Here is an 18134-nt window from a genome sequence, read left to right as displayed (position 1 = left end):
CTGGCTGGGTGATGGTGGCACGACCTACCTGGTCAGAAAATTCCCTCATCAAATACACACCCGAATCAGACACATACCGTCTGAGCCGATGAGGAAATGAAATGGCTAAGTTATCCAAAGAAGCGGCGAAGCGTCACAAGCAGGCGCTCGACCTGGTTTACTCGGACAAGAGCCTGCGTCTCGAGGACCGCTACTTCATCTTGGAACATTTCCATGAGTCCGCGACCAACATGAATGGCCTAGCCGGCGCATTCTTCACGCCAGAGGGACTGGCCAACGATTTTTCCATCGAAGTCCCGGAGTGTGAGTCCTTGATTGACCTTTGCGCAGGCATCGGGAGGCTAGCTTTCGCCTGTCGCGAGCGTGCAAAGCGTATCGTGTGTGTCGAGATTAACCCGGAATACGCTGAAGTCGGGAAGCGAGTGCTCCCAGAAGCGGAGTGGATCGTTAGCGATGTGTTTTCGATCCCGGATATGGGGCGTTTCAGTACAGCGATTTCGAATCCACCCTTTGGATCTGTGAAGACTGGCCAGGCGTTCGACGGTCGCTACACAGGGGCAAGTTTCGAGTACAAGCTGATAGAAGCCGCATCCAAGATCGCTGATCACGGCGTGTTCATCATCCCGCAGACATCCGCCCCATTCCGGTACTCGGGCCAACGCTCCTATAGCGTCGAGATTACGCGGGAGTGTGAGAAGTTCATGAGTCAGACCGGTATCGTGCTCGACCATAATTGCGGCCTGGACACATCCGCCTACAAGAACGAATGGCACGGCGTCAGTCCGATCTGCGAGATCGTCTTGTGTGACTTCACTCAAGACCCTGCCGACATCCCAGCCGCTCCGGCAGAGGCAGAGCGGAATCCAGCGTCCAGGTCTGTAGTCGCGCCTCCTGCACTAACCCCGCCACCGGCTCCAGCGATGAGCGAACCCTCGCTGGCGGCCGTGCCCGATCGTGCCGTAGAGCTAGCACCAACTGCACCGGTCCGAATGAAAGCCTCAAGGAAGCCAGACACAGGTTCTGCTAACCCGCAGTCCTTTGCCCAGCTTTCCCTTTTCGATGCAGCGTAGAGGGCTTTTCCGGCCGCTTCTGGCACACCCCCTGCGGCTCAAGAATGGTCATCAGCCCCCGGACTTCGCTGGAATGAAACCCAAGCATCCGGACAATCAAGTCAGACCACTCTGGAGAAGCAGCCCGTGTTGAGCACCACCGTCTATCATGCCCTCGAGCAGATCGCGAATACCCCTGGCACCAACGACAAGCTGGCGCTCCTGAAGACCCACGTCGACAGCGAAGCCTTCCAGCGCGTCCTGATCTACATGCTCAACCCATTCATCACTTATGGCATCCGACCGGCCCGGGCAAGCCAGTTCGGGGCCGAGGAGTTCAACCAGGAAACCTGGTCGATGCTCGACCAATTGGCCGCCCGAGGGCTCACCGGACACCGCGCTGAAGAGGCGGTTACTCGGGCATTGACGTCCTTGAACCCAGAGTCCTCTGAATTGCTCTGGCGCATCCTTTCCAAGGACCCGCGCGCCGGCTTCAGCGAAACCAGCGTCAACAAAGTCTGCTCCGGGCTGATTCCTGAGTTCAGCTACATGCGCTGCAGCCTCCCTCACCACACCAATCTTTCGGAGTGGAACTGGGCCGCTGGTATCTACTCGCAGGTCAAAGCCGACGGCATGTTCGTCAACGTGACGGTCGAAGCCAATGAGGTAAGCCTCACTTCGCGCGCCGGCACCCTTCTCCCTGCGGCACCGTTCCAAGAACTGCTCGATGGGCTCCGTCGGCTTCCGAACGGGCAAGCGCATGGTGAGCTGCTCGTCGAATGCGACGGCAAGATTCTCCCCCGTGAGGTCGGCAACGGCATGCTGAACTCCGTGATTCAGGGCGGCCAGTTCGACCTTGGCTGCCGGCCGATCATCAAACTGTGGGATCTGATCCCGCTGACCTCGGTCAAGAAAGGCGGACGCTGCGAGACCCCATACAAGGACCGCTTCGGTCAGCTGACCGCTCTCGTGACGGCGCTCGCTCACTCTGCGATCTCGATGATCGAGACGCGCATCGTGTACTCCTTCCAGGAGGCTATTGACCACTATGTGGAGCAGCTTGAGCTCGGACTGGAAGGCACGATCATCAAAAAGCCGGAGGCTATCTGGTTTGACGGTACCAGCAAGGATCAGATCAAGCTGAAGCTCGAAGCCCCATGCGAGCTTGAAGTGGTTGATTTCCTTCCTGGTAAAGGAGCAAACGCAAAGACCTTCGGGTCACTGCTCTGCAAGAGCGCCTGCGGCCAGCTGGTGGTAGGAGTGAGCGGCTTCAAGAAGAAGAAGCGAGAGGAGATCCATCTCAATCGGGATACGTGGCGCGGGATGATCATCACTGTACGGTCCAACCAGATCATGCGTCCGAAGAAGCCAGGCAAACCCTACAGCCTCTTCCTCCCCCGATTCGTCGAAGAGCGATTGGACAAGTCGGTCGCGGACGACCTGGTGCGGATCGAGGAGCAGTTCGAAAGCGCTATCCGCATGGCTGCCCTGGGAATGGCTGCCTAATCTCAGACGCGAAAGGGGCCGCCTAATGGCGGCCCGATCTTATTGGCCCCTTAAAACTCAAAGCATCCGCAGGGGCACGTCAACAGTAACAACACCGCTCCCGCGGCTCACGCCAAAGCAGGCTTGTGAAATTCGTTCGTGGCTGGAGTCACTAGCCATGGCGTGGAGAATTCACAGTGTGCGGTACGGCAAGATCCCTACCATGCCCAAGGTTATGATCCGTCAATGCCAATACAACGCCTGGAGTAGCAGGGAAATGCCTTTGAATCACACCGAGCTAGAAGATCGTTGGCATCGGCTCTGGCGCGCGCTTGGCGCAGCACCTGCTGCAGGTGCCTTCAATTACCTCCGTATGCAATACAGCGAGCCAGGACGGCACTACCACACCCTTGAACACATAGCCGCGTGCCTTGAACACTTCGACTCTTGGCGTCATCTGGCCGACAAACCTCACCTGGTTGAACTGGCGCTGTGGCTTCACGACGTGATCTACGACACTCACCGAGTGGACAATGAAGCTTGCAGCGCTCAGTACGCCATCACCCTGCTCACAGCTGCCGGCGTTCCCGAGTACATCCCAGCTGTGGAAGCGATGATCATGGCGACCAACCACCAGACGGGCTCCCAGGCCGATGATTGCGGCCTGGTGCTCGACATTGATTTGGCGGTTCTGGCACAGCCACCACAGGCGTACAAATCCTACCAACAGGCAGTTCAACAGGAATTTGCCTGGGTACCGGATGACCTTTTCCGTGCCGGACGTGCAGACGTCCTACGGGGACTGCTGAGCTGTCACCCGCTGTACGGCCACCCTGAAATCTCGGCCGCATGGGAAGCGATTGCAAGGTCGAACATCGAATCTGAACTGTTGGAGCTGGAAGGCCCGCAGTCCAACTAGCTCATTCAAGAGGTGAACTATGTGCAAGCTGAACGCCCAGGACCGGGCGACCCTAGAGAAAGCCAAGGCCCAGGCTGCAGAGCTGGTTGAGGCCCTGACCAAGCTCGGCTCAGCGAAGAACGGACTGCTCGGCCTCGAGGGCCTGGATCTCCAGCAGCAAGCAATTTCCATTGAAAAGCGACTGGGCGCGATCCAGTCCGTAACGGAGTAACCACAATGCCGACCAAAACGACTGGCTCGGAACTCAAGGCCTTCTACAACGACGACGGGTTCTGGAAGCCGAATGGTGAAGATGATGTCTGGCATGAAGAGCTTGAGCTTGAAGTTAACGGCCAGGTCATGGATGACTCCTTCTCCATCGGCGAAGACCTCAAGCCAGAGGACCAGGTTCGAATCATGGGTGGGTGGGTGCAGTCCAATGACGGCTCTGTCGATGTTTCCTTCGAAACCTACTTCAAGCGCTGGAAGAAGAAACAAGACACGGCTTTCCTGTCGGTCCAGGCACCGAAGGACAAGCTGGATGCGATCAAGGAGGCGATCATCGCCGCCGGCGGAAAAGTAGCATGAGCCTCTCAATAGAGGGGTTCGCCAAGGTCCAGCAGTGGCTTCTGGATGAGGGATTCTGCAGGGATGAGGTGGCCACCGCTGAGCAGGTCCAGGCAGTAGCCCAGAAACTTGAGGGTGAAGGGAACCGTCTCATCAGCCTTGCAGATGACATCCGTATCCAGTTGTCCGCGGCAAGCCCAGCGGACAAAACGGCATTGTGAGGTGAGCATGTCCTGGGCAGATCGAGCGGCACCGATAGTCGCAGAAGTCATCAACCGCGTTGGCCGGAAAGACATGACTGCATTGCGCAAGGCTCTCACCGAGGCATACCCCTGGGGAAACCGCGCAAACAGGCCTTACAAAGCATGGCTCTCTGAGGTCAAGCGCCAGCTCGGGCACCCGCTTAACACCCCCAAGACTGACCTCAACACCCGGCAAATCGATTTCTTGCAGGATCAGTGATCAATCTTTCTCGCGCCGGTTCTGGCACACCGTCAGCCCCCTGAAGATTTCCTCAGTCCACTCAACTGAGTAAGTCACATGAACAACACACCCGTCAGCGCCGGCCTCGGCTTTATGCGTGCTGCTTTCAACGGTATAGGCAAATCGGTCGGAGATCGGGAGCGCTCCAAACTTCTCCATGAAGCGATGGAAATCGCGATCAAGGGCAAGATGGCCTTTGATCTGGATGACGTTGAGCCGATGAATCGTCTGCAGATGACCACTTCGGTCGGCGTTTTCCGCCCCTTCTCGGACCACAACTACTTCACCGCATGCCTGGCAGGGGGAACGTTTTGCCGGCTGTGGGAAAAGGCCTTCGACTTCAAACCCTTCAAAGCCCCGCTGGTTGCGATATCGACCTCCGAAGTCCTGAAAGACAATCGGGTTGCACCGGGTGTCGCACTGCTGGTGCCCGGCGATGACACCGACCTGATGATGCCTCGATTCCAGGACCTGCAGGTGTGGTGGTGCACCAGTCTCAGTACCAGTAAAGACACGATTACCCTCAGTCGTTATCGCCTGACAGAGGATCGTCGTTACCCTTTCTCCCGTGAGGGGCATCCGGCAAACCTCAAGCGCCTGACCCGGGCAACCTGGAAGGACTTCATCTGCGGCGCAAATGGTGCTGAGCAATGATCCCGCTCTACCCAGCGCTCGACCTCCCCGCTCTTGATGTAGCTCGTTTGCGCCGGGGGCTGGCCGTGCAAACCCGGATTTTCTTCGCTGACAGCATTCCTGGGAACAAGGCAAAGGTCATTCGCTTCTGGGATACCCCAAAAGGCGTCTTTGTCCGCTGTAACTACGGCAAGAACCAGGGTGGGCAGTCGTTGCTCAAGACCATGCCAGCCAACGTGCTGGCCCTGGCCGAATAGCTCACGGCTTCCGGCACGCGCTCGGTCTCTCGAGCATAGACCTGATCAAATACGAGGACGTTCGAATGACTTCTACGATTCCGCCCAAATCCCAGCTCGAAGAGCTGATCGGCGATTCTCAGAACCTCACTGTTGGCCGGCGTGAATTTGCTGTTTCAAACATCCGCCGCGAGGGCGATCTTGGTCTGTTTGCCACGTTCAGAACCAAACGCGCGGAGTTCATTGCGATGAACATCCCCGCCCGTGTCATCGGGCGTCCCAACGCCGAAGCCTGGAGTGTGATGTCCCTTCGTAACCGAGGGAGCAAGATTGTTGACTTCGCGATCGATCAGGGCCGCGTCCTGGTACTGGTGTGACAAGAGGAAATGCTCATGGTGACCATCTTCATGGCGTCTGCATCGCTGGCTTGTTGGGTATGCACCGAACGATCGGCTCAGCGAGGATTCGGATTCACCCCAGCCAAAGGTCTGGCAAAGCTGATCGACAACGTGCCTCATCTACTTGCGTTCGTCGCCGCGGCCGGCCTGGCAGCTCAAAGCCCCATCCTTGGTGTTGTGTTGTTGGCCATGCACAACGTGGTGTTGCTAATGCTGGCTCTGTTGGTGAGAGCCGACACCTTGGATGCTCGATCCCCACGGCTTCGAAAGCGCAGTGATGCGTTGGCAACAATGGACGGCCGCCGTATCTGGAGGCTTACCTCCATGTACACCACGATCCTCATGATCGTTCTTGGAGTGCCGGCGCTCTCGCTGCTGCTGCACCTGCTGAACTGAGCCGACGATGGCCCACGAAATCTAGGCCCCCCACTTGGCTGGTGGCACACACCGGCCAGCCTCACCATTGGCCTTCGATTGAAGGAGCCACCTCATGAGTACCAAGATCAATCACGGCCGGATCAAACGCCGCGCAACCCTGGAGCAAGCTCTTGCCGAGCTTGTCCGGATACGCCCCGCTTTCATCCAGGAGGCTCGCAAGGCTGTGGCTACCGTCATTGCTCGAAAGCTCGCATTCGGCCGGGACCTGGCGGAGAACTATTGCCTTGTCGATGAGGACCGCAATCGTTGGTCCCGAAACCATGTGTTAGGCCAGATTGAGGACGCTTACCGCAATCAGGACAATGCGATCAAAACCATGAATTGGGACTTCATTGGTTCGGTATCGGTGTTGCCATTCCACGGTGATGTACTGATGCTGACGTATTGGCGCAACCATGCGCCGTTCGCTCACCTGATAGAAGACGCGGGTTTCACTGATTACCACTACCAGAACTCAACCGACAGGCCTGAGACAATCAGCGAAGCTGAGTGGGACACCAGGAGAGATGCGTGGGATGAGGCACTACCCACCGGTAGGGCAGTCGATGCCGCTTTCGAATTCCAGCTGGTGGATTGGTACGACATCCTTTCCGCAAGATATGACGCCGATCTGATTCGAGCCTGCGCTCCCAGCGAAAAGGCCCGCAGGGAGCGAGTCGCTTACCACCTCACTGAAATCGAACAGTTCCAAGGATGTGATACGACACAAGGCGCGATGCGCATTGTTCGTAAGGTTCGGGAGATCTATCCAGAACGGGTACCGTCGATCCATCTTTGCGAAACGCCGCTGCAGGAGGGGTGAAGCATGCTCAGCCCGTTATTTTCGCTGTTGCTCAACGCCGCACTACACAGTGCCCAGCTCCGCGTCTGCCGTGCAATCTACTCAGACCTTTTTGCGGCGGGAAGCCTGTATGAGCCTCGTCTACAAGGTTACTACTCCACCCTGGACCAGGCTCGAAAGGCTATTCAGGTACTGGCGGATTACTGCCGGCGGCAGAACATCGATGCGAGCAGCCATCCATTGTTCGACTCACTCGACTTGAAGGATGAATTCCATGCCCGTGTAGAGCTAGGGCGGGAATACGTCCTGGATGATCTCACCCCCAGCCAGATCTATGAGACCGGAGAGAAAGGCTGGATCGTTCAGTTCCGAGGCTGGATGCTGCGTCGCGGCAAGCTGGAAGAGATGACCGACAGCTACGGTCAACCAGCGTTTGCTTATCCCCTGGTGCTGATCAGCCCAACTGGTGAGCGCCACACTTTAGAAATGACCGACGCCATGATCGAGCGCGCACGTCTTGCCTATTCGCTGATAATGGGCACCGAATATGTGGGCGACGATGGGCTTGGAAGTGACCCAGAACATCCGTTTGAGCGAGTGGCTTAATCGCTTCTGGCACAGGCGGCTGCGGTAGATCCTGTTGGCCTCTTACCAATAGGACCAGACCATGCCGTTCTACAGAAATCCCATCTCAAGCGATCCACAAGCTGTCCCGCCTCTGACCACTGATTCCATGGACTTCCGCGCTTACTGGAAGGCCAACGAAGCGAATCTGATTGACCGCCCTGGGCGCGGGCTTATTCTGCGCTGCCCAGAAAGTCCCCACTTCAGAGAGGTCAACTTTATGGTTGGGGGTGAAGTCTGCTCGGCACCACTCCATGAAGATGGAATGATCGACGTTGATGAGATCGGATGCCTTGATCCCCGAGGTTGGGACTTTGAAGGGGAGGAATGGGTTGTTCGACAGTTGAACAAGCCTGAGTTCATCGACATTCGCCTCAGACCCTACGGGGAGGTCAGCGACCTGTACTTCGAACATGATGACTTCGAGATCCGCGACCCAACGCTCAGCGAGTGTGGCCGCTTTAAGGTTGAGCCCAGACATTACGGGTTCATGAAGACTTCGCCCGACGATACCCTGTGGTACCGGCCTGTTCCACAAGGCAGCCTTGTGGTAACCCCGACGCAAGTAGTTCTGATGGATGAATCGGGACGGATTCTTGCTGTGAGGGACATCGACGCGATCCCGGTACCTGGCGAGGAAGAAGCACCAGTCTGAACCCTGGGCTGCTTCTGGCACACTTCCACTCCCTTGATCCTGTGACCATCACTTTCATCACCGGATCAACGAAATGTCCTTCCAGCGTAGCTTCATCAGTACCACCCCTGACATCGACAGATTGCTGGCAGCGAATGCTGCAGTTGCTGTCGGCGTCAGCGGTGGCCAAGACAGTCAGGCTTGCCAACTGGCCGTACACGAACATCTCAATTCGATCGGCCATACCGGCCCCCGCATTGCCGTGCATGCGGACTTGGGCCGTGTTGAATGGGATCAGAGCCTTCCGAAGTGCCAGGAGATGGCAGAGTTCCTGGGATGGGAGCTGCTGGTCGTGCGTACCGGCAGTGGCGACATGATGGATCGCTGGTTGACGCGCTTTGAGAACAACGTGAAGCGCTACAGCGACCTGGAGTGCGTTCAGATGATCCTGCCCTGGTCTACCGCCTCGATGCGTTTTTGCACTTCCGAAAAGAAAGCAAAGCCGATTGCGAGCGCCCTCAAGAAACGATTTCCCGGCCAGGACGTGATCAACGTGGTAGGTGTGCGACGCGAAGAAAGCGCGAACCGGGCAAAGCAACCCGTAAGCAAACCGGATAGCACGTTGGTCACCCGGGGTATGGAGGGGGCGACCTGGAACGCGATCATCGATATGAAGCGGGACGAGGTGATCGACTTCATCGAGTCATACGGACTGGCCAGGCACGTCGGCTACACCGCCTACAACATGAGCAGGATTAGCTGCGCATTTTGCGTGCTTGCTTCTGCTGGTGACCTGAAGTCGTCGACTGGGTATGAAGGGAACCACGACATTTACCGGGAAATGGTCGGGCTCGAAATCGCATCTACCTTCTCGTTCCAATCCGGGAAATGGCTGGGAGACGTGAGGCCTGATCTCTTGACGCTAGACATGCGCCTGGCTCTGGAGGATGCAAAGCGTAAGGCCATCACCCGGCAAAATGCGGAGGCTCGCCTTCCGAAGCACTTGCTGTATGTGAAGGGGTGGCCTGTTGCGGTACCTACCCACGGGGAGGCTGAGCTGCTTGCCGAGGTGCGATGCACTGTTGCCGATGAACTTGGCTTGGCCATCAACTATCGAGATGCACAAAGCATCATCGTCCGGTACGAGGAGCTTATGGCCAAGGCCGCGGCGAAGGGTAAGGGCCTCTCCCCTACTTTCGAACAGCAAGCCTCAGGCTTGCTGATTCCTGTTCAGCAGATCGATGCTCAAGAACACGCCTGGCCCTTCTGAGGCCAGGCGCCCTATCTCAACGGCCACTGGCATTCGAAAGTCAACCTAACCGCTGGTTTGTTCAGGCATTCGGTAGATCCTCTTACATCGCCTTTCAATGGGGCCAGGTTGGGCTGTCCAAATTTCTACTCTTCGATTTGGCCGAATTGATGCTGTTCGCACGCTTGAATGGCAGCATTCGTTGCCTGGATGACCTCATCTAATCGACGGCGAATTATCGGTAAATCGCCGATGGCGAGAGCACCACCAATTGCCAACACTGAACCCAATTCTTTCGCGGCCTGTGATGCCACGGTTTCCAGAGATCCGGGTTCATTTGTGCTCATGAGCTTTCCTATGCCAACGATTTATTCAGACCGTCACGGAGGCAGTGCGCCTGATCCTCATAACGATCGGAGCGGTCCAGAATCTGTCCGCAGGAATTCGTGATCTGCCAAAAGCAGTCACCTGTTTCAATCTCGTCAACTAACAATTCAAGCATCCGACTGTTGTCGACCTGTACGCTGTAAGCGACCTCAAAACCATCTAATTCTTCACGCTCGATGCTCATTGGCTTTTTCCTATGTGATGAGATCGCCGAGAGTGTGCCACCTCGATCTGCCAGAAGCCTCGCTCAAGGCATTTCGCTGAACATGCTCGGCAGCGACTTGGAGGGTCAGTATTCGGCGGATTCCTCAGTAACTGGGAGCCAGGATAACGGAAGTTCGCCCAGTCCCCACTCCATGTAACGATCATCTCACAGCGATAGGGAATGCAAGCTCATAACAAGGCTCCAGACACCGACAACTCCTACCCGAATGTCGGTCGGCAACGGTAACTAGGGCATGGATTACAGACTGCGGCTTTGGTTTGGGCTTCCGGGTATTGAATGGCAGGATCGCTTTGCTTCTGGCACGGGCCGTAAGCACTCATGCTGAATGCGATCAATTACTACGGCCACAACATGAAAAGCATCATCGCCATTCTTCTAGCCGGCATCTCCATCAACTTGGCTGCCTCCCCCGCTCCGGTGTCGGCGGACGATCCGCGCCTTCAGCCTGCAGCAGTGACGTTCCTCAAACCGTCTGAGGATAGCGGATTTTCTGAAATCTACATCGACGGCTATATCCATCAGCCAACGGTGGAAGCATTCAAGCGCGTCGGCAATCTCAATGGGGCAGGCCTGGGAATGGTCTACTTCAACTCGCTCGGCGGGGACCTGGTTGCCGCAATTGAACTCGGCCAACTCATTCGAGAACGAGGCTTTTCAACAAGAGTAGGCCGACGAGGCTCTGCGGGCACTCCACAACCTGGTCGCTGTGAGAGCGGTTGCCCATTTGCATTCGCTGGGGGGCGCTTTCGCTTCCTGGATGAGGATTCGAAGATGGGCGTACACCGTTTCTATCGGGCTGCCGGCCAGCAAGCAAACGACCTGTCATTGGCGCAGGTCGCGTCGACACTGATCGCAACTCACCTCAGCGCAATGGGAGTTAGCCTGAGTCTAATGGACCGTATGGTCTCGGCTGGCAGTGAGAGCATGCGGTATCTGACTCCGCAGGAGGCTTATGACCTGGGCCTGATCAATGCGGGTGAACTGCCGGCGCAGTGGGGTATCGAAGAGGTCCAGGGAGCCATCGTACTGGTGGGGACTCAGGAGAAGGTGGAGGGTACAGGTAAGATCGCCTTGGCCTGCGGTCAAGATGACAGTGTCGAACTAGCTGCCCTTTTCAAGTCCTGGTACTCCCCTTCGCTGCTCCGGAAAATGGATACCATCACACTCACTGTCGATGGGGCTCCGACTGGCCAAGCCTTGGCCGAATTGAGTCCTGAGCTTCGGAACGGATTCCTGACATTCACAACAGAACCTTCCTCAGAGCAATTGATCGCAATTTCACGAGCCAGGACTGTTGGGTTCCGGTACGTCAAATCCGGGACTGATCTTCGGGCTGGATTCGACGTTGAGGTGGATGGCGCATCGTCCATGATTGGTAGCTTTATTCAGCTTTGCCAAGGGAAACGGCCAAGACTGGCTGCCCGCCTATGATCAAAATATTTCTGTAGATGGTTCTGGCACACACCAACCCAGCTGAAAATTTCCCCATTGCAAACAACACCTCGGGGAAAAGCCATGAGCAAACTGAACACCCTAACTTTCTTCTCCAACAGCACCTGCTACCTCTCCCATATCGTTCGCATGGTACTGGCAGAAAAGGCAATCGACGCTCGCATCTTAGATGTCGCAGTACCGGCCAATGCACGAATGATGGCTCAGTTCGGTTCCACGATGCAGGCTCCAGCACTGGCTGAGCGCGACCTCGCACTTCATGAGGTGGACATGGTTGTCGAGTATCTGGAGGAACGCCACCCGCATCCGGCGCTCTTACCCAGCACCACCGTTGCTCGCGCCCATACCCGCATGCTGGCTCGCCGTATCCACCGGGAACTCTATCCGCTCTTGGATAAAGCCCAAGATGGTTGTTCCCATTCGCGCAAGGAACTGGCAAGCACTCTGCTGGCGCTGGCACCGCTTTTTGAGCAGAAGAAATACTTCATGAGCGACGAACTTTCTGTCGCTGATTGCACCCTTGCCCCTCTCCTTTGGCGGGTAAAGTCCCTTGGGATAAACCTGACCAAGGTTCGCGGAATCTCCGAATATTGCCAGCGCATATTCAACCGCCCTAGCTTCATCGCCAGCCTTTCCGAGCAAGAGCAAAAGCTGGCTTAAAGTCCTATGCGGCCTCTCTGAGGCCGCACTTCTGGTGCCGCCATGAAATTCTGCAAGAAGGTACACTCTGCTCTCGACAATGCAGCTCAAGCCGTCGCCGTAGCCGTAGCCCGCCACCGAAGTGCATAGCCACTACAAAGGCCCGCCACCGTCCTTGTGTGACAACATTCGCTATTGGATTTTGGCTTTCATAGACGGTCTGATCGGTGATCTTCCGCTGCACGCCCTTCAATGCAACTTCTTGGCGCTGAAGCAAAAGGGGGCAGCCAAACTCCGCGCCCGCCTACACCAGATCCTTCAGAAGTGACCAAGCCGCTCAATGGACCGGCTTGTGGATGTTGAACCAGTTCTTGACTCCGCAATGTTGGCCGCGCGGCTCCCGAGCAATTCCATCCTCTAATATGGGGCCTGAGTAAGAACCCGCCGTTCACTTCCCCATCTGGGACAAGAACATCCCTCGCTCTGCTCACGACCAGTCTTAAACCTGCCTCGGTGGCCAGGGCTTGGTTAATCGGGCCATTACAGTGCTTCTGGCACACCCATCCAGCGGGGAAGATGGTTCCAATTACACACCACGGGGAACCTGAAGATGAACGTACCTGCACCTATCACCGAGAAGGAAGCAGACATGATCGGCCTGGCCAGCATGCAGGCCACCTACGCAGCCTTAGAAGCAATCTGCGGCGACCATTTCCACGACAGCTATGAGAAAGCGCGCATCGTCTTCAACAAAGACGGTCGGTTTACTACGGTCATGCGGGATGGCCAGTGCGTTGCGCACATGGCAGGCCGCTTTTCGAAGCAGGAGCTTCGTGACGCACTCAAGGGCAACATCAAGGATCATGGGCGCTATGTTGCCGGCAAGATCAAATCGATCTTGGAACAGAAGCTCGCCCTGCCTGATACCTACCTGTTCCGAATGGACATCGAGGACGATCTCCGCTGGGTAGATTCCATCCGGAGCCGCCAATTCTCCGCCTGGGTGGTTCCAAAGGTTCCGGACAATGACGATCCCAAGCAAGTGCGAGCTGAGTTCCGATTCTGGATCGCCGAAGCTCGCGCAATCATCTTCGCCGACAAGGGCAAGGCCTGGGCCTGGCAACACAAGGCCATCGTTACCGACGGACTGCAGCATCCGAAGGCAGACACGCACGAGGAGCTGGCCCACCTGGTCGCGGATACTTTCAACAAGGCTGTGGAGCACGCCGGCTGGGACTAACACTGGCGTGTTGACATGCATTTGGGCAGCAAGCGCTTGCTGTTGCCCCTGCATTTCCCCCTCCCCTGATGGCCGGGTTCTGCACCAAACCTGGCCAACTCTCCTGAATCACACCCTTGATTTTCATCGGGATGAGGGCCGCCTTGAATTTCAGCACCCTCACTTCACTTGAATCCCTTTCCACAATCGGAACACTGGCCTCCGCCAGTACGTACTGTTACCCGGAGCTTCAATGCCTTCCACACAACTCGAAACCTATGTGGCACAGCATGGTTCATCCCTGGACTTCGCCGGCGAACGCATCCAGGTTCGCAATTTCATACAGCGCACGGCCGAGTCCGTTACCGCCGAGTTCCTGGGTAGCCGAAACCTCTACCTAGGTCGTTGCGACAGGCTGGATGACGATGCCAGTAGCTCGAGTCATTCCGAAGTTTGGGAGCTAATCCGGATTTCCGGTCGAGGTAACGTCGCCGGAAGGCTTAAGGTGGAGAACCAGAGGATCACTCAACTTTGAATCCCCGGCTCAGCCGCCTGGGGTTCTGGCACGCCCTGACGCGCTTGAAGATGTCTCCAACCAATAAGGGAGCATCTCCATGTCCACCAGCAACCAGGTGTTTGAATACTACACGCGGTGCATAGACCTTCATGACGGGGAGTCCGCACGATCAAAAGGACAAGCCATCTGCGACTTGGTCGAGGCTGCGCAAACGTCTCGGATGGGTGCGCCTGGACGAGCAGTTCGATACCGTGGAAGGACTCGCCATTTACGACCAGAGCTAGGTTCAGCCTGGATTACAGCTCCGATGTTTGGCGGGCACTTCGCCAGCTCGACCGGCACAATGCGTACCACGGCCACCCTTGGCCGTGGTACCACAGAAGTAGGAGTATGGACGAAGCGATGAAGAACAAGGACAGCAACTCCCGTACCGCCCCCAAAGTCATGGTCCGCCTCAACAGCCAGTGCCATGAAGGCCTCACCGACCTCGCCCTACAGCATGGGAGGAGCATGAATGCAGAATGCGTCATGGGCCTCATCTCTTGGCTTGACCACCAGAAACGCTGCGCATTGATCCGCAAGATGCTGATCTCTCAACTTGATGAAGCGGACGTCGCGGTGCTTCTGGCAAAACTGCCTGTCGTCACCGAAGAGCCCGGCCTGGCTTCGGACAAGATTTCGACCATGCTGCGCTACACCCCTTACATTCGGGACCGAATAGCAGAGCAAGCCAAAACCCATGAGGTGAGTGTCCACAGCATGCTGCTCACAGCCTTGGCGTGGTGGGTGAATGTCTCGCGCCAGGTGAACGCATTGCTTGAAGCGATCGTAGACCAAGGAGGAGCACTCCAAGCTCAACTGCTCGATCAACCAGCTCGATCCGCTGCCTAGGTTCTGCCACGCCTGACCTCATGGGGTAATGGCTCCAGTCACTCACTGGAGCCACCTCATGTCATCCTCCCGCTCGATCTGCCCCCGCACTCAAAGCGCCGCTCTTGCCCTCCGTCGAAACTTCGTTGTTGGCCCTTCCTATGACCAGCCAATTGTCGAGATCAACACGATCCCAGCGCGGGTAATCGATATCGCTGCACGGCAGAAATCCTCCGGTTTCGTTTGGATGGACTACGGCCAAGAGGTGCTTCAGGTCGCAACCTATGACGGCAACGGACTGGTTTGCTTGGGCACTGATATCGCTGGACCGAAAGCATCACCGGAGTCGCTGCTGGTCTACGCAGAAAGCATCTACCCAACTATGCGCGTAACGAGCACTCCTGCAGTGCCTGTAGCCGGCATCGCTTCGTTCTACCGACCTGACCCTGCTTTTCGAGGTCCGGTAGTTCCTCTTGAGGTGAGCGATGACCGAATGGAAGCGCTGCTGCTCAGCAACAGGATGATTCTCTCCTATCAAAACTCTGACCACTTGTCGTCCAGCGAACTCGTTGACCAAACGTTGCACCTCCTCAAAACCAAGCCAGAGGGATGTGGCGGATGGGAAGCCCGGGTGGCGGCTCGAATCCAGGCGCTAGGTGATGCTTTGCGCTTCTACGAAGGAACGGTCAGGCAGGGGGTGAAAAATGTTGACGAAAGTGCTCCTGGCACACCGGCAGCGGCTTAAGAATTTCGACAAATCCTACAGAGGTACTACCCCATGATTCTGCGCGTTCTCGCTGTCATCGCTTTTGTCCTACTCGCTTCCGGCCTTCAATTCTTCGTTGTGGAGTACGGACACTGGGCAGAGTCCAACATTATCGTCGGCATCTCCGTTGCTGCCCTGATCTGCGCGTTCTTCGCCGGAGGACTGTCTGCCTTGGATGATCAGGCCGCGCGCAAGCGCAAGAAAGGGTAAGCGGCCAAGTGTAAGTGGGGCGTTAGCCCCCACTTCCCTTCGGGGACACGAATGCCGAGTACCACTCCTCGCTTCTGCCACTCCCAAATCAATCGGATCATGGGTAGACCAAACAGGAGCCATGACATGCAGCAAATCAGCCTCACCCTCCCCAGGGATTTGAAATCCTCCGGCGTTGTCCCAGCACTTGAATGTCCAGTCCAGCCTATGGACCACGTGATCTTCACACCTCATGACAAGTCCATGCTGAAACCGACAATTCGTGGACGAGTAATGAACACTCTGCGCACCGCCGGGGGAAACTGGCGATGCGCAATCGTCCTCCAGGGCGAGCCATTCCCCAACGGCAACAGCGTGAACGTTTACTCCCATGAAGGATGCTTTGATGTAGTCGAGGGGCACTTCAATGGTTAAGAGGACCCCAGCTCCAGGCTCCGCAGCTGAACTGATTGCACAGCAGGGTATCGAGTCGCTCCGCGGCCGGCCCCTGAAAGATGGCAACACAATCGTGTACATCGCCAACACAGAGGTTGATCGGCTCCAGGCGGAGGAGAAGGAAGATCAGGAGAGCGGCGAATTCCTTTTCCCGGCCTGGAGGAAGCGAGTCTACGGTGGGGAATCTCCCGACGCTCAGATGGTGCGCTGGGTGAACCTGAATAGCGTTTTGCCGACCCAGGATCTGATCGAAGAGGACCATCATGGTTGATCGAAAAGCGCTGCACCTGATAGCACGGAATCCCAGGCTTCACGCCCAGTATGTTCGGACAGGACGTGTACCTGAGTTCAAGAAGCCGGAAAGCCCTCTCATCACGCTACTGGAGTCGATCAATCCACGTGACAGACTGGCCATCACAGCCGTGGTGATCGGCCCGGCATTGGGCTATAGCGGGCGGCGTTGTTTTCAGAATGCCGCCCAGGCCCTGAACTGGCTCAAACCCCAGTACACGGCAGCAAGCTACCCGAGCGAGTCCTGGCGGATCAAACGATTCGCCCAACGTCTCGGAATCGAAGATCTTGCTGAGTGTGCTCAGGTTCCGGAAGGGATCATCAAAGAGTGGAACCGGAGGCATCACCCGGGCCGCTGATCGGCGGCCCTACCTTCTGAGTTCGATTTCCCAGGTGCCCACATCCTTGCTGCCGCCTTCCTGCTCGCACCAGTCTCCGTCCATGAGGTTCCCCTCTGGTGCGCATAGGGTGGCCTCCCCAACAAATCCATCTGCTTCTGGCCAGTACCGCAAAGAATAGATGCCGTCCTTCAGGTGTCCCCGATATGTGGAGGGTTGCCCCTTGCGGGTGTATTCGATTACCACCTCTTCGTCGCGAAAAATAACGACGCATGGCTCAGATTGCCCGCCGGCGCAGCCGTTGAAATAGGTTGTCATGAGGGAATTCGGGTAGCGCATATTTGCAGCCTCAAAACCATAAGAATCCTGATCATAACCGGCTGGTGGCACACTCAGGGCGAGTCACCATTTGCATGAATTCTGCTCATGGAGCTCAACATGCAACACGCCGCCTTCACCCCGCCAAGCTGGATGACCCCCTACAAGGAGGGAAGCCGAGTCGGGTACTCCCAGGCTGTTATGGCCTATGCCGACTACTACAACCTCGATGGCAGTGCTGATCTGGAACCGGAATGTGAGGAGCGGCTGCCCGTACATCGCCGCGAGATGGTCTCCTACGCAAGCAGAACTGGTACCAAGCAGAATCTTGCCGCCATGCGTGAGGCTGGCTGGCGACTGCTGGTGAGTCCAACTGGAGTATTACGGACGGAAGATTTCCGGTACTGCCTGGACAACGGCGCTTGGACAGCATTTCAGCAAGGACGTCCATTTGATGAGCGCGCATTTGGGCGAGCAATCGACCTGCTCGGCGAGGGAAGCGACTTTTTCATCCTGCCTGACATTGTGGCCGGTGGGATGAGATCACTGGAGTTCAGCCTCAAATGGAAGGAACGACTTTCAGGGATTCCCACCCTGACTTTGCTGGCGGTGCAAGATGGCATGGAGCCCGACGATGTACGAGAGTATCTCAACCCGGCATGCGGAATCTTCCTTGGTGGGTCGACGGAGTGGAAGTTGGCAACGGCCAACGCATGGGGTGTCCTGGCAAGACGAAGGAACTGCTACTACCACATTGGCCGGGTGAACAGCGCGAAACGAATCCACCTCTGCGCAGCCGCGGGCGCGCATTCGTTCGATGGCACCAGTGCTACCCGTTTCTCCAAAACGTTGCCCAGACTTGATGCCGCCCTGGATCATGCAGAACGGCAGGTGGATTTCTTTTCACCTCAGGCGAAGCCAATGGGTGAGACAAATTTCGACTGCGGGTGGCCCTTCAAGCTAACCCGATAGACGCTCTGGTTGTGCTGAG

Annotated in this window: 27 protein-coding genes; 24 read left to right on the top strand and 3 right to left on the bottom strand. The window is 56.7% G+C overall.

Annotated features, from left to right (window positions below; genetic code table 11):
* Positions 1-101 precede the first annotated feature (101 nt).
* The 14 genes from HMPREF1224_RS43370 (at position 102) to HMPREF1224_RS43300 (ending at position 9496) form a co-directional block, all read left to right on the top strand.
* Positions 102-1070, top strand: coding sequence for a class I SAM-dependent methyltransferase (locus tag HMPREF1224_RS43370; RefSeq protein ID WP_010794424.1), 969 nt, complete (start codon positions 102-104; stop codon positions 1068-1070).
* Between the two features lie 126 nt (positions 1071-1196).
* Entirely contained in the window at positions 1197-2555 is a 1359-nt protein-coding gene (locus tag HMPREF1224_RS43365; RefSeq protein WP_010794423.1) for an ATP-dependent DNA ligase, read from the top strand.
* Between the two features lie 202 nt (positions 2556-2757).
* Positions 2758-3453, top strand: coding sequence for an HD domain-containing protein (locus tag HMPREF1224_RS43360; protein ID WP_223290554.1), 696 nt, complete (start codon positions 2758-2760; stop codon positions 3451-3453).
* A gap of 19 nt (positions 3454-3472) precedes the next feature.
* Entirely contained in the window at positions 3473-3664 is a 192-nt protein-coding gene (locus tag HMPREF1224_RS43355; protein WP_010792751.1) for a hypothetical protein, read from the top strand.
* A gap of 5 nt (positions 3665-3669) precedes the next feature.
* Positions 3670-4020, top strand: a complete 351-nt coding sequence (locus HMPREF1224_RS43350; protein ID WP_010794421.1) for a hypothetical protein — start codon at positions 3670-3672, stop codon at positions 4018-4020.
* A complete protein-coding gene (locus tag HMPREF1224_RS43345; protein WP_010794420.1) occupies positions 4017-4220 on the top strand; it encodes a hypothetical protein in 204 nt (67 codons plus the stop codon). The genes HMPREF1224_RS43350 and HMPREF1224_RS43345 overlap by 4 nt, the downstream gene beginning before the upstream one ends.
* Before the next feature lie 319 nt (positions 4221-4539).
* Positions 4540-5136, top strand: coding sequence for a hypothetical protein (locus HMPREF1224_RS43335; RefSeq protein WP_010794418.1), 597 nt, complete (start codon positions 4540-4542; stop codon positions 5134-5136).
* On the top strand, positions 5133-5372 hold the full coding sequence (locus tag HMPREF1224_RS43330; RefSeq protein WP_010794417.1) for a hypothetical protein: 240 nt from the start codon (positions 5133-5135) through the stop codon (positions 5370-5372). The genes HMPREF1224_RS43335 and HMPREF1224_RS43330 overlap by 4 nt, the downstream gene beginning before the upstream one ends.
* A 65-nt stretch (positions 5373-5437) precedes the next feature.
* Positions 5438-5728 carry a hypothetical protein gene (locus tag HMPREF1224_RS43325; RefSeq protein ID WP_010794416.1) on the top strand — a complete coding sequence of 97 codons (291 nt, stop codon included), beginning with the start codon at positions 5438-5440 and terminating at the stop codon, positions 5726-5728.
* Positions 5729-5743: 15 nt separating this feature from the next.
* Entirely contained in the window at positions 5744-6145 is a 402-nt protein-coding gene (locus tag HMPREF1224_RS43320; RefSeq protein WP_010794415.1) for a hypothetical protein, read from the top strand.
* Positions 6146-6239: 94 nt separating this feature from the next.
* Entirely contained in the window at positions 6240-6989 is a 750-nt protein-coding gene (locus HMPREF1224_RS43315; RefSeq protein WP_010794414.1) for a hypothetical protein, read from the top strand.
* A 3-nt stretch (positions 6990-6992) separates the two neighbouring features.
* Positions 6993-7574, top strand: a complete 582-nt coding sequence (locus HMPREF1224_RS43310) for a hypothetical protein (protein WP_010794413.1) — start codon at positions 6993-6995, stop codon at positions 7572-7574.
* A gap of 61 nt (positions 7575-7635) precedes the next feature.
* Positions 7636-8247 (top strand): hypothetical protein, encoded by a 612-nt coding sequence (locus HMPREF1224_RS43305; RefSeq protein WP_010794412.1) that lies wholly within the window; start codon positions 7636-7638, stop codon positions 8245-8247.
* Positions 8248-8320: 73 nt separating this feature from the next.
* The gene (locus HMPREF1224_RS43300; RefSeq protein ID WP_010794411.1) at positions 8321-9496 is read left to right on the top strand and encodes a phosphoadenosine phosphosulfate reductase domain-containing protein; all 1176 of its coding nucleotides are present in this window, start codon (positions 8321-8323) and stop codon (positions 9494-9496) included.
* Between the two features lie 125 nt (positions 9497-9621).
* Here HMPREF1224_RS43300 and HMPREF1224_RS45490 read toward each other — a convergent pair whose 3' ends face one another.
* Positions 9622-9822, bottom strand: coding sequence for a hypothetical protein (locus tag HMPREF1224_RS45490; protein WP_155951718.1), 201 nt, complete (start codon positions 9820-9822; stop codon positions 9622-9624).
* An 8-nt stretch (positions 9823-9830) separates the two neighbouring features.
* Entirely contained in the window at positions 9831-10046 is a 216-nt protein-coding gene (locus HMPREF1224_RS43295) for a hypothetical protein (RefSeq protein WP_010792739.1), read from the bottom strand.
* Between the two features lie 360 nt (positions 10047-10406).
* Here HMPREF1224_RS43295 and HMPREF1224_RS0112830 point away from each other — a divergent pair, with 360 nt between their 5' ends.
* From HMPREF1224_RS0112830 to HMPREF1224_RS45110, 9 genes are all read left to right on the top strand, one after another.
* Complete coding sequence (locus HMPREF1224_RS0112830) at positions 10407-11519, top strand: COG3904 family protein (RefSeq protein ID WP_031628734.1); 1113 nt, start codon at positions 10407-10409, stop codon at positions 11517-11519.
* 84 nt (positions 11520-11603) lie between these two features.
* The gene (locus HMPREF1224_RS43290; protein WP_010794409.1) at positions 11604-12200 is read left to right on the top strand and encodes a glutathione binding-like protein; all 597 of its coding nucleotides are present in this window, start codon (positions 11604-11606) and stop codon (positions 12198-12200) included.
* Positions 12201-12789: 589 nt separating this feature from the next.
* Complete coding sequence (locus tag HMPREF1224_RS43285; RefSeq protein ID WP_172688641.1) at positions 12790-13419, top strand: hypothetical protein; 630 nt, start codon at positions 12790-12792, stop codon at positions 13417-13419.
* A gap of 886 nt (positions 13420-14305) precedes the next feature.
* Positions 14306-14806 carry an Arc family DNA-binding protein gene (locus HMPREF1224_RS43275; RefSeq protein ID WP_031628733.1) on the top strand — a complete coding sequence of 167 codons (501 nt, stop codon included), beginning with the start codon at positions 14306-14308 and terminating at the stop codon, positions 14804-14806.
* A gap of 58 nt (positions 14807-14864) precedes the next feature.
* Positions 14865-15530 (top strand): hypothetical protein, encoded by a 666-nt coding sequence (locus tag HMPREF1224_RS45485; protein WP_010794405.1) that lies wholly within the window; start codon positions 14865-14867, stop codon positions 15528-15530.
* Positions 15531-15563: 33 nt separating this feature from the next.
* On the top strand, positions 15564-15761 hold the full coding sequence (locus tag HMPREF1224_RS43270) for a hypothetical protein (protein ID WP_010794404.1): 198 nt from the start codon (positions 15564-15566) through the stop codon (positions 15759-15761).
* Between the two features lie 126 nt (positions 15762-15887).
* Positions 15888-16175, top strand: coding sequence for a hypothetical protein (locus tag HMPREF1224_RS45115; RefSeq protein WP_010794403.1), 288 nt, complete (start codon positions 15888-15890; stop codon positions 16173-16175).
* A gap of 94 nt (positions 16176-16269) precedes the next feature.
* On the top strand, positions 16270-16467 hold the full coding sequence (locus HMPREF1224_RS43265) for a hypothetical protein (protein ID WP_177327128.1): 198 nt from the start codon (positions 16270-16272) through the stop codon (positions 16465-16467).
* Positions 16460-16846 carry a hypothetical protein gene (locus tag HMPREF1224_RS45110; protein WP_010794401.1) on the top strand — a complete coding sequence of 129 codons (387 nt, stop codon included), beginning with the start codon at positions 16460-16462 and terminating at the stop codon, positions 16844-16846. The genes HMPREF1224_RS43265 and HMPREF1224_RS45110 overlap by 8 nt, the downstream gene beginning before the upstream one ends.
* Positions 16847-16855: 9 nt before the next feature.
* Here the strand turns inward: HMPREF1224_RS45110 and HMPREF1224_RS43260 are convergent, their stop codons facing one another.
* Positions 16856-17143 carry a hypothetical protein gene (locus HMPREF1224_RS43260; RefSeq protein WP_170831735.1) on the bottom strand — a complete coding sequence of 96 codons (288 nt, stop codon included), beginning with the start codon at positions 17141-17143 and terminating at the stop codon, positions 16856-16858.
* 120 nt (positions 17144-17263) lie between these two features.
* Between HMPREF1224_RS43260 and HMPREF1224_RS43255 the strand changes: the two genes are divergently transcribed.
* On the top strand, positions 17264-18115 hold the full coding sequence (locus HMPREF1224_RS43255; RefSeq protein ID WP_010794400.1) for a hypothetical protein: 852 nt from the start codon (positions 17264-17266) through the stop codon (positions 18113-18115).
* Positions 18116-18134: the final 19 nt, after the last annotated feature.

The sequence above is a fragment of the Pseudomonas sp. P179 genome, from assembly GCF_000478485.2.
Taxonomy (GTDB): Bacteria; Pseudomonadota; Gammaproteobacteria; order Pseudomonadales; family Pseudomonadaceae; genus Pseudomonas; species Pseudomonas aeruginosa.
Note: the sequence above shows the minus strand (reverse complement) of the source record. Positions and strands in the feature narration are given on the sequence as shown.

Coding starts and splice junctions, on each gene's coding strand:
- HMPREF1224_RS43310 (WP_010794413.1), top strand. CDS start 6,993: ATGCTCAGCCCGTTATTTTCGCTGTTGCTCAACGCCGCACTACACAGT.
- HMPREF1224_RS43295 (WP_010792739.1), bottom strand. CDS start 10,046: ATGAGCATCGAGCGTGAAGAATTAGATGGTTTTGAGGTCGCTTACAGC.
- HMPREF1224_RS43315 (WP_010794414.1), top strand. CDS start 6,240: ATGAGTACCAAGATCAATCACGGCCGGATCAAACGCCGCGCAACCCTG.
- HMPREF1224_RS43345 (WP_010794420.1), top strand. CDS start 4,017: ATGAGCCTCTCAATAGAGGGGTTCGCCAAGGTCCAGCAGTGGCTTCTG.
- HMPREF1224_RS43360 (WP_223290554.1), top strand. CDS start 2,758: ATGCCCAAGGTTATGATCCGTCAATGCCAATACAACGCCTGGAGTAGC.
- HMPREF1224_RS0112830 (WP_031628734.1), top strand. CDS start 10,407: ATGCTGAATGCGATCAATTACTACGGCCACAACATGAAAAGCATCATC.
- HMPREF1224_RS43275 (WP_031628733.1), top strand. CDS start 14,306: ATGGACGAAGCGATGAAGAACAAGGACAGCAACTCCCGTACCGCCCCC.
- HMPREF1224_RS43305 (WP_010794412.1), top strand. CDS start 7,636: ATGCCGTTCTACAGAAATCCCATCTCAAGCGATCCACAAGCTGTCCCG.
- HMPREF1224_RS43255 (WP_010794400.1), top strand. CDS start 17,264: ATGCAACACGCCGCCTTCACCCCGCCAAGCTGGATGACCCCCTACAAG.
- HMPREF1224_RS43330 (WP_010794417.1), top strand. CDS start 5,133: ATGATCCCGCTCTACCCAGCGCTCGACCTCCCCGCTCTTGATGTAGCT.
- HMPREF1224_RS43290 (WP_010794409.1), top strand. CDS start 11,604: ATGAGCAAACTGAACACCCTAACTTTCTTCTCCAACAGCACCTGCTAC.
- HMPREF1224_RS43370 (WP_010794424.1), top strand. CDS start 102: ATGGCTAAGTTATCCAAAGAAGCGGCGAAGCGTCACAAGCAGGCGCTC.
- HMPREF1224_RS43320 (WP_010794415.1), top strand. CDS start 5,744: ATGGTGACCATCTTCATGGCGTCTGCATCGCTGGCTTGTTGGGTATGC.
- HMPREF1224_RS43300 (WP_010794411.1), top strand. CDS start 8,321: ATGTCCTTCCAGCGTAGCTTCATCAGTACCACCCCTGACATCGACAGA.
- HMPREF1224_RS43355 (WP_010792751.1), top strand. CDS start 3,473: ATGTGCAAGCTGAACGCCCAGGACCGGGCGACCCTAGAGAAAGCCAAG.
- HMPREF1224_RS43270 (WP_010794404.1), top strand. CDS start 15,564: ATGATTCTGCGCGTTCTCGCTGTCATCGCTTTTGTCCTACTCGCTTCC.
- HMPREF1224_RS45110 (WP_010794401.1), top strand. CDS start 16,460: ATGGTTGATCGAAAAGCGCTGCACCTGATAGCACGGAATCCCAGGCTT.
- HMPREF1224_RS45485 (WP_010794405.1), top strand. CDS start 14,865: ATGTCATCCTCCCGCTCGATCTGCCCCCGCACTCAAAGCGCCGCTCTT.
- HMPREF1224_RS45115 (WP_010794403.1), top strand. CDS start 15,888: ATGCAGCAAATCAGCCTCACCCTCCCCAGGGATTTGAAATCCTCCGGC.
- HMPREF1224_RS43260 (WP_170831735.1), bottom strand. CDS start 17,143: ATGACAACCTATTTCAACGGCTGCGCCGGCGGGCAATCTGAGCCATGC.
- HMPREF1224_RS43335 (WP_010794418.1), top strand. CDS start 4,540: ATGAACAACACACCCGTCAGCGCCGGCCTCGGCTTTATGCGTGCTGCT.
- HMPREF1224_RS43285 (WP_172688641.1), top strand. CDS start 12,790: ATGAACGTACCTGCACCTATCACCGAGAAGGAAGCAGACATGATCGGC.
- HMPREF1224_RS43350 (WP_010794421.1), top strand. CDS start 3,670: ATGCCGACCAAAACGACTGGCTCGGAACTCAAGGCCTTCTACAACGAC.
- HMPREF1224_RS45490 (WP_155951718.1), bottom strand. CDS start 9,822: ATGAGCACAAATGAACCCGGATCTCTGGAAACCGTGGCATCACAGGCC.
- HMPREF1224_RS43325 (WP_010794416.1), top strand. CDS start 5,438: ATGACTTCTACGATTCCGCCCAAATCCCAGCTCGAAGAGCTGATCGGC.